The following is a 13,206-nucleotide window of genomic DNA, read 5'->3' as shown; positions in this document are numbered from 1 at the left end:
TCGAAAAGGAATGCGTCGGCGACGGCTTGCAGGGGGCAGTGGAGAAACCAGTGCGGGGCCGAATGTACCACCTGAATTTCTGAGCGTCTAGCCCTGTTTCACGAAAAAGCCCCGCGATTTGCGGGGCTTTTTCGACAACGCTTAAATGTTCGCGTCGAGGAAAGCTTGCAGCTGGGACTTCGACAGTGCGCCCACTTTAGTGGCTTCGACGTTACCGTTCTTGAACAGCATCAGCGTAGGAATGCCGCGCACGCCATGCTTGGCTGGGGTTTCCTGGTTGTCGTCGATGTTCAGCTTGGCGATGGTCAACTTGCCTTCGTAGGTGGTTGCAATGTCGTCCAGGACCGGAGCGATCATTTTGCAAGGGCCACACCATTCAGCCCAGTAGTCAACCAGCACCGGGCCTTGAGCCTTGAGTACTTCGGCCTCAAAGGTCGCGTCGGTGACGTGCTTGATAAGATCGTTGCTCATGGATGTCTCCGGAATGTAAGCAAAAAAAACGTTGCTCATCATAGCTGCCCTTCCCCCGTTCAGGAAGCCGCGTCTGATTGAGTCTTGCTATGGCGCTGCATGAGTGTGGGTATAACCCATTCACGACGTGACGGGCGTCACGAATGCTATGCCGGTGCGCAACGCCGCATTGCGTACGTGCTCCTGCATGGCTTTCTGTGATGTCGCACTGGCGCGCCGGGCCAGGGCCCGCAGGATCTTGCGGTGTTCCTGCCAGGTCTCCATGGCTCGTTCCGGTCGGATGAACGGTAGTTTCTGGCTCTCCAGGAACACCTCGGCGCTGGCACTGAGAATGCTCACCATCGCCTGGTTGCCGCTGGCCAGCAGGATGCGCTGGTGAAACTCGAAGTCCAGACGGGCGGCCGCTTCGAAGTCTCCAGCCTTGAGCACGTTGCGCATCGCCGCAACATTGTCTTCCAGGCTATCCAGCTCATCAATGGTCAGTGTCACCGCCGCCAACCCCGCCGCGAACCCCTCCAATGCGTAGCGCAACTGGAAGATATCCAGTGGCGTGGCCTGCGCCGCAAAGGGCCAGGCGAACCCCGGCGCGTCTTGCAGGCCTTGCACGAACACGCCTTTACCCGGCTGCACGCTGACCACGCCCAAGGCACTCAGGGACGACAATGCCTCGCGCAACGACGCCCGGCTCACCCCTAATTGCACCGCCAGGTCACGCTGGGAAGGCAACGCATCGCCCGGCCCGAAGCCCTGCTCCTTGATCAGCTTGCGGATGGCTTGCAGGGCCGCCTCCGGTACGGCTTGGGCGATGGAATTCATAAAAAACCAGGTTTCCAGGTCACTGTGCCGCTAGTTGTAAAGCTATTTACAACCGGCTGCAAGCCACGCCCCAAAGGGGCTCGCATAGTTTTGTCGACGCCCGAAAAGGGTGCGAAACGGGCGACAACTGTTCAGACCAGTAAGACCGCCGCCGCCCAGCAAATCCAAGCGTTGCAGGCCATTACAAGAGGAATGGCATGGGCTGTGCACTGAGCAAATCCAGAAAATCCCTTCGCCTTTCTCGGAGAGTTGTCATGACCAAGCGCTACAGCGCCCTGCTCACTGCCCTGTTTGCCAGCCTGATGCTGAGCCAGGCTCCCGCCCAGGCTAATGGTCTGGATGACATCGTCGCCCGTGGCACCCTCAAGGTCGCCGTGCCCCAGGACTTCCCGCCATTTGGTTCGGTCGGCCCCGACATGCAACCACGGGGGCTGGACGTCGACACCGCCAAGCTGCTGGCCGACCAGCTCAAGGTCAAGCTGGAGCTGACCCCGGTCAACAGCACGAACCGTATTCCGTTCCTCACCACCGGCAAGGTCGACCTGGTGATCTCCAGCCTGGGCAAAAACCCCGAGCGTGAAAAGGTCATCGACTTCTCCAAGGCCTACGCCCCGTTTTACCTGGCCGTGTTCGGGCCGCCCGAGGCCGCCATTGGCAGCACCGATGACCTCAAGGGCAAAACGATCAGTGTGACCCGCGGCGCCATCGAGGATATCGAGCTGACCGCAGTGGCCCCCAAGGAAGCCACGATCAAGCGCTTCGAGGACAACAACTCGACCATCGCCGCCTACCTGGCCGGCCAGGTCGACCTGATCGCCAGCGGCAATGTCGTCATGGTCGCCATCAGCGAACGCAATCCCAAACGCGTACCTGCGCTGAAGATCAAGCTCAAGGATTCACCGGTGTACGTGGGTGTGAACAAGAACGAGCCAGCGTTACTGGAGAAGGTCAACCAGATCCTGGTCACGGCCAAGGCTGACGGCAGCCTGGAAAAGAATGCACTGCAGTGGCTGAAAGAACCGCTGCCTGCCGATCTCTGAAGCGGAGCTTACAGATGGCCTATCAATTCGACTTTGTGCCAGTGCTGGCCAATACCGACCTGCTGCTGCGCGGCGCACTGTTCACCCTGGAGCTGACGGCCATCGGCGCGATCCTCGGGGTTGCCCTGGGCACCGTCGGCGCCGTGGCACGGGCGTGGAAGATCCAGCCGTTTGCGTGGATCTTTGGTGTGTATGTTGAATTGATCCGCAACACCCCCTTCCTGGTGCAGCTGTTCTTCATCTTTTTCGGCCTGCCGTCCCTGGGGTTGAAAATCACTGAGTGGCAAGCCGCGGTACTGGCAATGGTGATCAACCTCGGCGCCTACTCCACCGAGATCATCCGCGCCGGGATCCAGGCGATCCCACGCGGGCAGCTGGAAGCGGCTGCAGCGTTGGCGATGACGCGCTTCGAAGCGTTCCGCCACGTGGTGTTGCTGCCGGCGCTGGGCAAGGTGTGGCCGGCCCTGAGCAGCCAGATCATCATCGTGATGCTGGGTTCGGCGGTGTGTTCGCAGATCGCGACTGAAGAATTGAGCTTTGCCGCCAACTTTATCCAGTCGCGTAATTTCCGTGCATTTGAAACCTATGCCCTGACCACCCTCGTTTACCTGTGCATGGCGCTGATGATTCGCCAGTTGCTCAACTGGATAGGCCGGCGGTTTGTGATGAGGAACAGCCGATGAGTGAGTTCACCTTGTGGGACATCGTGCGCAACCTGTTCACCGGTCTGCAATGGACGCTGCTCTTGTCATTGGTGGCGTTCGTGGGCGGCGGCCTGATCGGCCTGCTGGTGATGACGATGCGCATCAGCCGTAAAGCGTTCCTGCGCAATAGTGCCCGCACCTATATCGAACTGTTCCAGGGCACGCCATTGTTGATGCAGTTGTTCTTGGTGTTCTTCGGTGTTGCTCTGCTCGGCGTGGATATATCGCCCTGGCTGGCAGCGGCAATCGCCCTGACCCTGTTTACCAGTGCTTACCTGGCCGAAATCTGGCGCGGCTGCGTGGACTCCATCGCCCATGGCCAATGGGAGGCCTCCGCCAGCCTGGCCCTGAACCCACTCGAGCAACTTCGCTATGTGATCCTGCCGCAAGCGCTGCGCATTGCCGTCGCGCCCACGGTGGGCTTTTCGGTGCAGGTGGTCAAAGGCACCGCCGTGACCTCGATCATCGGCTTCACCGAACTGACCAAGACCGGCGGCATGCTCGCCAATGCCACCTTCGAGCCCTTCATGGTCTACGGCCTGGTGGCCCTCGGTTATTTCCTGCTCTGCTACCCCCTGTCCCTCAGTGCGCGCTACCTGGAAAGGAAACTGCATGCCTCTGCTTAGAATTTCTGCCCTGCATAAATATTACGGCGATCACCATGTGCTCAAGGGCATTGACCTGACGGTGGATGAAGGCCAGGTGGTGGCGATCATCGGCCGCAGCGGCTCGGGCAAGTCCACCTTGCTGCGCACTCTCAATGGCCTGGAGTCGATCAATGACGGTGTGATCGAAGTGGACGGCGAATACCTGGATGCCGCCCGCGCCGACCTGCGCAGCCTGCGGCAGAAAGTCGGCATGGTGTTCCAGCAGTTCAACCTGTTTCCGCATTTGAGCGTTGGTGAAAACGTAATGCTGGCGCCGCAGGTGGTGCAGAAAGTGCCCAAGGCCAAGGCGGCCCAACTGGCGAGGCAGATGCTCGAGCGGGTCGGGCTGGGCGAGAAGTTCGATGCCTTCCCCGATCGCTTGTCCGGTGGCCAGCAGCAACGGGTGGCCATTGCCCGGGCATTGGCGATGTCACCCAAGGTGCTCTTGTGCGATGAGATTACGTCGGCCCTGGACCCGGAGCTGGTCAATGAAGTGCTCAGTGTGGTGCGCCAACTGGCCCAGGACGGCATGACCCTGATCATGGTCACCCACGAAATGCGCTTTGCCCGGGAAGTCGGTGACAAACTGGTGTTCATGCATCAGGGCAAAGTGCATGAAACCGGCGACCCGAAAATGTTGTTTGCCAACCCAGGAACCGCCGAGCTTGCCAATTTCATTGGCTCGGTGGAACAACCGAGCTGACCAGCTCAAAGCTGCCCTGCCCCTCCAAGTGGATTTCACTGCGGACCGCCAAGGCATCGGAGGGCAGTTCGGCATGGATATCCACCAGGGCCGTGAGTCGCCGACCGACCACCGACCGGCCGCCTGCGTGCGCTACCACCGCCTGGCCGGGCAGCAACTGGCCGCTGGCTGGTGCGCCAGGCACATGGGCAACCGCCCAATCGACGGAGCGGCCATCCACCTGGGCATTTTTGAGGCTCAACCGGTAACGCCCCTCGCGGCCAAACCGAAAACCCTGCCCATCGGCGGCAACGCCAACAAAACGCAGGGCCATGGCCGCTGGCTCAATGCAGAGTACATTCACGCTGATCGAGCGGACCGTCAGCGCCACTGTGGTGCTTTCAGCCTCTGCATGCCTGCGTATCGGGCCATAATCGATGCGCGGCTGACTCAGCGATAGGCGACAGTTTTCAGCCAACGCATCAGACGGCGCCAGCAACGTGCAACATAGCGCCAAGGGCAGGCTTGCAGCCTTAACCACCTTGGCAAACCGCCGATGCGGCTTCATAGAATTTGTCATTGTCTGGCTTGGTCTCGGGGTCAATGTTCAACAAGCAAGTGGAAGAGTCCGGCAATGAAACCCGCAGGGTTTGCGACTCAGTGACGTCGTTGAGGAAAATCATGCCCTCGCCCACCACGCTGGTGATGAAACGATTGCCTTTGCCGAATACCGAGGCGCCCTGAGGTAATGGCCGGCCGTGCTGATCGTTCGCGGTGACCAGCATTCGACGCACTTTCACTACGTCGAAATCCACGGAGTTGAACGAGCCTCGACCCGCGGCAAGTACCTGGGTGCCGTTTTTCAGGTCCACCCGCTTGGGCAACGATTGGGTCTGCACCTCGACTCGGCTGTTGGTGTAGGCCGGCAGGCCCGCGATCACGGCTTGCCCGCTGAAGTCGGTCCAGACCGGGCCCTGTGGTGTCTGGACTTTCGCGGAACCGATATCGCCGACCGAAACGACGCCGAACGTGTCCTGTACGGTATAAGGCGAGAAGGTCAGGCCACCTTCGTGAGCCACTGCACCGCCCTGCAACTGCCCCGTGTAGCTGGTGCCCAGGGGGTCGCGACTGACGCCCAGGCCCACCCGGGTATAACGTGGCAGCAGGTCAACCTGAGCACGCACCGATTGCTCCCGGGCCCGGATGTCGCGCTCGACGCCGACTTCGTAATTCACATACTCGTTGACCCTTTCGCTCAGCGCAGTCCCCGCGGTGAACTGGTCTCCACGGCGACTGGTGAAGCTGCTTACACGACGATCCCCGCCCAGCGGCACACTGACCTGTAAGCGCAAGGACAGGTCGTTATCCAGAGAACTGTCAGGCCCACTGCCGGCAAATGAAGCGTCACGGCGGGCCCGTTTGCCACCCACTTGCGAATCCGCGATGAATGCAACATCGACGCGGCCAAACGTCTTGTTCCATGAGGCGAACACATGTTCGGTGGTTTGCCCGCCAAATTGAGCACTGCGCGTGTAGTTCAGAGAAAATATGCCCAGGATGGCGTCGTTCCAGCTCATGCCCGCCGTGTATTGGTGTTTGAAGTACGAGTCCAGCTCATCGGTTCTGAGCGAATGCCCCACTTCAGTGACTTCGCGGTAACCGCGCGTTTGGGTGGTTGCACTTAAGTTGACATCGATATTGGCGACCACCGGGCTGCTCACGGACAGGCTGCTACGTGAACCGGACACAGCCTTGTGGCTGTCTCGGGACAGGTTATGTCGTGCGTTAACCGAAACCCGCTGGAAAAACACACTGCTCAGGCTGCCACCCACCGCCCAATAATCATCGGCACTCAACAAGCCAAAACCCGCAGACGAATCGCGCCCCAGCCCCCAGGTGCCGCTGCCCATGGCAATCAACGGTGACGGGCCCTCTTCACCTGCCGTTCTGCGCAGTTCGCCAAGCGAGAAATAATAGCCAGGCGCCGCCGGGGCAGCCCCCGCGAACGACGCCGCCGGCACAACAAAACTGCGCTTGGCGCCCCGCACGTCAATCACACTGACGTCAAGATCACTGGTGCCATTGAGCAGGGGCAATCCGGTCAACCGGAACGGTCCTTCGGGCACCAGGGTACTGTGGATCAACACGCCGGACTGGCGCACCTCAACCCGGGACTGGCTTTGGGCCAAACCCTCGACCACCGCATTGTTGTTGCCTGCGGGTATCCGGGACTGCCCATCGGGAAAAAACTGCAAGCCGGAGAGCTGGATGCCACCAAACAGCGGGTTATTACTGGACAGTTGGCCCGCCTGGAAAGTCGAATGCAACGCGGCGATGTCCCGCTGCGCATAAGCATGCAGATGTTCAGTGCGCGTCTTGCCGTTGTCAGACACATAGAACTGGCGGCTGCGGACGATCCAGTCTTCCAGGTTGAAACCCGCTTCGGTATAGGCCGACACGAACCGTGTGGGCCCGCTGCGCGAGTGGCTGTCATACCCCAGCACGTCATAGTTGAACAAGGCCGCCGCCCCACCCCTGGAAAAACTTCCGGCCTCCCACTGCGGCTCACGCAGGGCCTGGGTGGGCACCACGAGCACCACTTCGTCAGTACCGGGCCGCAGGCGCACCATCGTCGTCGGGAACTGCCCGAGGAAATCATGACAAGTCTGGTCCGGCGTGACGCCTTCCAGAAGAACGCCCCGGGGCTTGACCAGTCCAGCCTTCTCCAGCAGCCCAGGGGTGAAACACAGCCCCCCCTGTGCGTCGAACCGGGCATCGACCAGTCCAAGGGGGTTTCCATTGACGCGCACCCCCACCACCTTGACGCCTTCGCGGAAGCGCGCCGCACTGCGAAAGTAGTCGGAAACCTTGGGGTCTATGCCGTGGGTGGTGAGCGCTGCAAGATCGAATCCCTCGCCGATCTCCAGCGCAGCCACGAGACCAGGCAAGCTCCATAGCGCCGCAAACCCGACGAGCAATGTGGGTTTGCAAGGCCGCGAAGGGGCGGCGACACGGTTATTCAGAGGCATCATCATGGGTCGATCAACCCTCATCGGTGTTGATCGGAGCTCGGTAGCTATCGACCGAAAACCCATAGACCGTTGCTGGCTGAATCTGAACTTGCGCGGTGCCGTCCAAGGCTGCGTCAACCTTCGCCACCAGCACCTCGCCCGGCAAGATGTAGGTACGCGGCAACATAGCCGAGGTATTTCCTGGCAGCAGTTGTACGTCCGGCGCCAGGCGCACGACATAGGCGCTGTCGTTATGGACGGTCAGTTGTTGCCCCGCCCGCTTCCACTTCAGCAACTCCCAAGGCGTGTGGTGCCGCGCCAGCCCCTGCGGATGCAGGATCAGCGGCAAATTCTGACGCAGGGTAATGCCGATGGTCGCACCACCCGCGGCCCGAGCCTGGGGGATGCCCTCGAAGGAGATACGCTTGAGCCGTTGGGTCTTGAGCGGCTCCTTCAAGGTGCTGATAAAGCGCACCAGCTGCGTCTCCCCTGCCTCCACTCGAGTGATAGGCGGTGTGACAATCAGTAGCGGCTCCAGGTCCTCAGGCACGTTTTCAACAACAGAATGAAGCAGCGCCGGTGCCTCGTCAGTATTCTTGATATTGATGGTGGCTTCACCGTCTTCTTCATATAGCACCACCACCGTTGTTTCCGGCAACATACCGTCCGCCGTGGCAACAGCGCTGAAACAAACACTCCACAGCAGCGCAAAACTTATTAAAAAAACACGCACTCGGCATTCTCCGCAACTCATGAAGTTGACGATCTGCTATCAACCGCCCACAGAAAAACAACCAATAAGAAATAGTGGTTTCTTGATCGGCTGTTTTCAGTTGTTTAGATGTAACTCAATACCAGCGTGGCGCGACCATCAATGGAAACGTCGCGGCTCAGATCCAAGTCCTGAGCCCTGTTGATTACCGCCTTCACTGCAAGTGTGCCGGTCAGTTGGCTGATAGAGGCCGGTGTGATAGTCACGCTGTTACGCCAAGAATACTGGCTTGGCGACTGGGCAACTTTGCCATCACTGTTCTGCCAGGCCCCCAGGCCTGTACGCATGATCGGATGCAGCACCGTTGCGGAAGACCGCAGGTCCCTGAGGGTCACAGAATAACCACCGGTTCGCCGGCCTCCCACCATGCCCAAGCCAAAGTTTTGCGCTTCGCTAAAGCCTGCCCCCAGGATACCTGTCACCTTGCTGCCCGCTTGCAGGTCAGTAAGGGTGAGCCCGAACCTGGCCGGTGTGGCGCCGCAATTGATGACAAGAGAAGTGGTCCTCTCCTCGCGCGGGTTGAACGACGTGCGGGACAACTCGCCGGAGCGAATCGTACCGTAGTCGATGATGCCACTGCCTGCCAGACTGAGATTGCATGCAGCGGGGGTAATGGTGCCCCTGACGACCAACTGGGCACTGGTGGTTGCCTGGGCACTCAGGGTCGCAGCCAGGCACGCAATACCTAAGGTCAATCCAATAATTTTTTTCATGTTTGTCCTGTCACTTGAAGTTCTCAGGCGCTCTTTATTTTCGGTCTTGGCGACTCCGTCGCCCAACGCCTTATCTTCCGTAATACAAAACTATAAATAAATAACACCTAGGCAGAATTGCCGAGTGACAGTCTGGCGCCTTGGCGCTTAGCAATTGAATCAGACAACACGTCATTTATTGTGGTATCGGGTTAAATCAAGCAATAACCTTTATCCATTAGCAGAGTAGTCCCAAGCAAGGTATCGGACAAAGAACTATTCCAACCCCTGTAAGCAAAGTCATGGGTATCTTGGCAACCGCATATGATTAAATACTCTTACCCCCCGAAGCACCTCTTCAACGGCCACATACAAATTTCTCCTACATTTATAATGAAACACCCTTACAGACAGCATTCATAAAATTACCGAAGCACAACGCGTTGGCGTCAGCGGTCGATCGTGGCACGATGGCGAGGTTATCGACCGAGATCCCCAAACCATGCCGCAATCCCAAGCCAAGAACCTGTCCTTGATCGCCGCCATCGACCTGGGCTCCAACAGCTTTCACATGGTCGTGGCCAAGGCCCAGAACGGCGAGATCCGCATCCTCGAGCGGCTCGGCGAGAAAGTGCAACTGGCCGCCGGGATCGACGACGAGCGCAAGCTCAATGAAGAATCCATGCAGCGCGGGCTCGATTGCCTCAAGCGTTTTGCGCAACTGATCAACGGCATGCCTACTGGCGCCGTGCGCATCGTCGGCACCAACGCCTTGCGCGAAGCTCGCAACCGCAACGAGTTCATCCATCGTGCCGAGGACATCCTCGGGCATCCGGTGGAAGTCATCTCGGGCCGTGAAGAAGCCCGCCTGATCTACCTCGGCGTGTCCCATACCCTGGCCGATACTCCCGGCAAACGCCTGGTGGCGGACATCGGCGGCGGCAGCACCGAGTTCATCATCGGCCAGCGTTTTGAACCGCTGCTGCGTGAAAGCCTGCAGATGGGCTGCGTGAGTTTTACCCAACGGTATTTCAAGGACGGCAAGATCACGCCGGCGCGCTATGCCCAGGCCTACACCGCGGCACGGCTGGAGATCATGAGTATCGAACACGCCCTGCACCGCCTGACCTGGGATGAAGCCATCGGCTCGTCCGGGACCATCCGCGCCATTGGCCTGGCCTTGAAAGCCGGCGGCCATGGCACTGGCGAGGTAAACGCCGAAGGTTTGGCGTGGCTCAAGCGCAAACTGTTCAAGCTTGGGGATGCGGAAAAAATCGACTTCGACGGCATCAAACCCGACCGACGCGCCATTTTCCCCGCGGGCCTGGCGATTCTCGAGGCTATCTTCGACGCCCTCGAACTGCAACGCATGGACCACTGTGACGGCGCCCTGCGCGAGGGCGTGCTCTATGACCTGCTGGGCCGTCATCACCACGAAGACGTGCGCGAGCGCACCCTCAGCTCGCTGATGGAGCGTTACCACGTCGACCTGGAACAAGCTGCTCGTGTGGAGCGCAAAGCCTTGCACGCTTTCGACCAGGTCGCCGAGGATTGGGACCTTGAAGACGGTGTCTGGCGGGAGCTGCTCGGCTGGGCCGCCAAGGTGCATGAAGTGGGCCTGGACATCGCCCACTACCACTACCACAAGCATGGCGCCTACCTGATCGAGCATTCGGACCTGGCCGGTTTCTCCCGGGAGGACCAGCAGATGCTCGCGCTGCTGGTGCGCGGCCATCGTCGCAATATTCCCAAGGATAAGTTTGCCGAGTTCGGCAAAGACGGCATCAAGCTGATCCGCCTGTGCGCGCTGTTGCGATTTGCGATCCTGTTCCACCACATTCGCGGTACCCAGGAAATGCCCCAGGTGAAACTGCATGCCGTTGGCGACAGCCTTGACGTGGTGTTCCCCAAGGGCTGGCTGGATGAAAACCAGTTGACCCAGGCGGACTTCGCCCAGGAAGCGGAATGGCTGACGCGGGTGGGGTTCAGCCTGAACCTGCGCTAAAAAGCACACCGATAGATAAATGTGGGAGGGGGCTTGCTCCCGATGGCGGTGGCCCTGCCGACTAATGTGTCGACTGATTCACCGCTATCGGGAGCAAGCCCCCTCCCACATTTTTTAGACCTCGCTGGTGCTGGGGTTTAGTTCACCGCAAGAATCGGGCTACCCAGCTTCTCCAGCAACGTCGCCTGCGCGCTGCGCGGGTTCTGGTTGCCGGTCGGCGTGTTACGCACGTAGCGACCGTCCGACTGCAGGCTCCAGCTGTGGGTGTTGTCGGTGAGGTAGCTTTCCAGCTCCTTCTTGACCCGCATGATCAGCTTCTTGCCTTCCACCGGGAAACAGGTCTCCACCCGCTTGTCGAGGTTGCGCTCCATCCAGTCGGCACTGGAGAGGAACATCTGCTCTTCGCCGCCGTTGAGGAAGTAGAACACTCGTGTGTGCTCCAGGAAGCGACCGATGATCGAGCGCACGTGGATATTATGCGACACGCCGACAATACCCGGACGCAGGCAGCACATACCCCGCACCACCAGGTCGATGCGCACGCCGGACTGGCTGGCTTTGTACAGCGCACGGATGATCTTCGGATCGGTCAGCGAGTTGAATTTGGCAATGATGTGCGCCGGTTTGCCGTCGAGGGCGAACTGGGTCTCGCGGGCAATCATGTCGAGCATGCCCTTCTTGAGGGTGAACGGTGCATGCAGCAGCTTCTTCATGCGCAAGGTCTTGCCCATGCCGATCAACTGGCTGAACAACTTGCCGACGTCTTCGCACAGCGCGTCGTCGGACGTCAGCAGGCTGTAGTCGGTGTAGAGCTTGGCGTTGCCGGCATGGTAGTTGCCGGTACCCAAGTGGGCGTAGCGCACGATCTCACCGGCTTCACGACGCAGGATCAGCATCATCTTGGCGTGGGTCTTGAAGCCGACCACACCGTAGATCACCACCGCACCGGCCGCTTGCAGGCGGCTGGCCAGTTGCAGGTTGGACTCTTCGTCAAAACGCGCACGCAGCTCGATCACTGCGGTGACTTCCTTGCCGTTACGCGCAGCATCCACCAGCGCATCGACGATTTCCGAGTTGGCGCCACTGCGGTACAGGGTCTGGCGCACGGCCAGGACATGCGGGTCCTTGGCGGCCTGGCGCAGCAGGTCGACCACCGGGGTGAAGGATTCGAATGGGTGCAGCAGCAGGATGTCCTGCTTGCTTATCACGCTGAAAATGTTTTCGCTGTTTTGCAGCAGTTTCGGGATCTGCGGGGTGAACGGCTTGTATTGCAGCTCCGGGTGGCTGTCCAGGCCGGTGATGCTGAACAGGCGAGTCAGGTTCACCGGACCGTTGACTTGGTACAGCTCGGACTCGGCCAGGTTGAACTGCTTGAGCAGGTAGTCCGACAGATGTTTCGGGCAGGTATCGGCGACTTCCAGGCGTACAGCGTCGCCGTAGCGCCGCGAGAACAGCTCGCCGCGCAGGGCACGGGCCAAGTCTTCGACATCTTCGGAGTCCAGCGCCAGGTCGGCGTTGCGGGTCAGGCGGAACTGATAGCAGCCCTTGACCTTCATGCCCTGGAACAGGTCATCGGCATGGGCATGGATCATTGACGACAGGAATACATAGTTGTCGCCAGCGCCGCCTACCTCCTCGGGTACCTTGATGATCCGTGGCAACAGGCGCGGTGCCGGGATGATTGCCAGGCCAGAGTCGCGACCAAACGCATCGATACCTTCCAGCTCAACGATAAAGTTGAGGCTCTTGTTCACCAGCAACGGGAACGGGTGCGTAGGGTCGAGGCCGATGGGGGTGATGATCGGGGAAATCTCGTCACGGAAGTAGCGCCGCACCCAGGTCTTGATCTTGGCGGTCCAGTGGCGACGACGAATGAAGCGGACCTGATGCTTTTCAAGCTCCGGGAGCAGGATGTCGTTGAGGATTGCGTATTGGCGATCCACATGGCCGTGCACCAGCTCGCTGATGCGAGCCAGGGCTTGGTGCGGTTGCAGGCCGTCGGCACCGGCTTGTTCGCGGGCGAAGGTAATCTGCTTCTTGAGCCCGGCGACACGGATCTCGAAGAACTCGTCCAGGTTGCTGGAGAAGATCAGCAAGAATTTCAGTCGCTCCAGCAACGGGTAGGACTCATCCAGCGCCTGCTCCAGCACGCGGATGTTGAATTGCAGCTGTGACAGCTCGCGGTGGATGTACAGGCTGCTGTCATCCAGGTTGGTGACCACGGCCACCGGCGCCGGCGCAGGTGCTTCAACGACCACCGCAGGCGCGGCCGGCTCCAGTTCCGGCGGGGTCTCGGCGACTTGTTCAACCACCGGGTGAGCGTCTTTTACAGCCACTTCTGAGAGTCCTTCGGTATTCATCGAGTG

The 13,206-nt window shown here is 59.8% G+C and carries 12 protein-coding genes; 5 read left to right on the top strand and 7 right to left on the bottom strand.

What is annotated here, in order from left to right; all coding sequences use genetic code 11:
- Positions 1 to 141: 141 nt before the first annotated feature.
- Positions 142 to 471, bottom strand: coding sequence for a thioredoxin TrxA (gene trxA / locus QZR30_RS05350; protein ID WP_003213989.1), 330 nt, complete (start codon positions 469 to 471; stop codon positions 142 to 144).
- A 120-nt stretch (positions 472 to 591) separates the two neighbouring features.
- Entirely contained in the window at positions 592 to 1,287 is a 696-nt protein-coding gene (locus tag QZR30_RS05345) for a FadR/GntR family transcriptional regulator (protein WP_056847009.1), read from the bottom strand.
- Positions 1,288 to 1,541: 254 nt separating this feature from the next.
- Between QZR30_RS05345 and QZR30_RS05340 the strand changes: the two genes are divergently transcribed.
- The 4 genes from QZR30_RS05340 to QZR30_RS05325 are packed head-to-tail and all read left to right on the top strand — an operon-like array spanning position 1,542 to position 4,381.
- Positions 1,542 to 2,327: a transporter substrate-binding domain-containing protein gene (locus tag QZR30_RS05340; RefSeq protein WP_046070028.1), complete on the top strand. Its 786-nt coding sequence runs from the start codon at positions 1,542 to 1,544 to the stop codon at positions 2,325 to 2,327.
- Positions 2,328 to 2,341: 14 nt separating this feature from the next.
- On the top strand, positions 2,342 to 3,010 hold the full coding sequence (locus tag QZR30_RS05335) for an amino acid ABC transporter permease (RefSeq protein ID WP_046070029.1): 669 nt from the start codon (positions 2,342 to 2,344) through the stop codon (positions 3,008 to 3,010).
- A complete protein-coding gene (locus QZR30_RS05330; protein ID WP_046070030.1) occupies positions 3,007 to 3,657 on the top strand; it encodes an amino acid ABC transporter permease in 651 nt (216 codons plus the stop codon). The genes QZR30_RS05335 and QZR30_RS05330 overlap by 4 nt, the downstream gene beginning before the upstream one ends.
- Entirely contained in the window at positions 3,644 to 4,381 is a 738-nt protein-coding gene (locus QZR30_RS05325; protein WP_046070031.1) for an amino acid ABC transporter ATP-binding protein, read from the top strand. The genes QZR30_RS05330 and QZR30_RS05325 overlap by 14 nt, the downstream gene beginning before the upstream one ends.
- On the opposite strand, the gene QZR30_RS05320 is transcribed toward QZR30_RS05325, so the two are convergent.
- From QZR30_RS05320 to QZR30_RS05305, 4 genes are all read right to left on the bottom strand, one after another.
- Entirely contained in the window at positions 4,353 to 4,928 is a 576-nt protein-coding gene (locus QZR30_RS05320) for a hypothetical protein (RefSeq protein WP_233518727.1), read from the bottom strand. The two genes, QZR30_RS05325 and QZR30_RS05320, sit on opposite strands and share 29 nt — an antisense overlap.
- Positions 4,894 to 7,392, bottom strand: a complete 2,499-nt coding sequence (locus QZR30_RS05315) for a fimbria/pilus outer membrane usher protein (protein ID WP_311903093.1) — start codon at positions 7,390 to 7,392, stop codon at positions 4,894 to 4,896. Before QZR30_RS05315 ends, QZR30_RS05320 begins: the two co-directional genes overlap by 35 nt.
- Before the next feature lie 10 nt (positions 7,393 to 7,402).
- Positions 7,403 to 8,125: a fimbria/pilus chaperone family protein gene (locus tag QZR30_RS05310; protein WP_082363173.1), complete on the bottom strand. Its 723-nt coding sequence runs from the start codon at positions 8,123 to 8,125 to the stop codon at positions 7,403 to 7,405.
- Between the two features lie 83 nt (positions 8,126 to 8,208).
- Positions 8,209 to 8,856, bottom strand: coding sequence for a DUF1120 domain-containing protein (locus tag QZR30_RS05305; protein ID WP_056847012.1), 648 nt, complete (start codon positions 8,854 to 8,856; stop codon positions 8,209 to 8,211).
- A gap of 481 nt (positions 8,857 to 9,337) precedes the next feature.
- On the opposite strand from QZR30_RS05305, the gene ppx reads away from it, so the two are divergent.
- A complete protein-coding gene (gene ppx, locus QZR30_RS05300; protein ID WP_046070035.1) occupies positions 9,338 to 10,840 on the top strand; it encodes an exopolyphosphatase in 1,503 nt (500 codons plus the stop codon).
- 137 nt (positions 10,841 to 10,977) lie between these two features.
- On the opposite strand, the gene ppk1 is transcribed toward ppx, so the two are convergent.
- Positions 10,978 to 13,200, bottom strand: a complete 2,223-nt coding sequence (ppk1, locus tag QZR30_RS05295; protein WP_046070036.1) for a polyphosphate kinase 1 — start codon at positions 13,198 to 13,200, stop codon at positions 10,978 to 10,980.
- Positions 13,201 to 13,206 lie beyond the last annotated feature (6 nt).

This window comes from Pseudomonas sp. rhizo25, from assembly GCF_031931935.1.
Lineage (GTDB): Bacteria > Pseudomonadota > Gammaproteobacteria > Pseudomonadales > Pseudomonadaceae > Aquipseudomonas > Aquipseudomonas synxantha.
The sequence above is the reverse complement of the archived record's forward strand: the minus strand, read 5'-3'. Positions and strand labels throughout refer to the sequence as shown.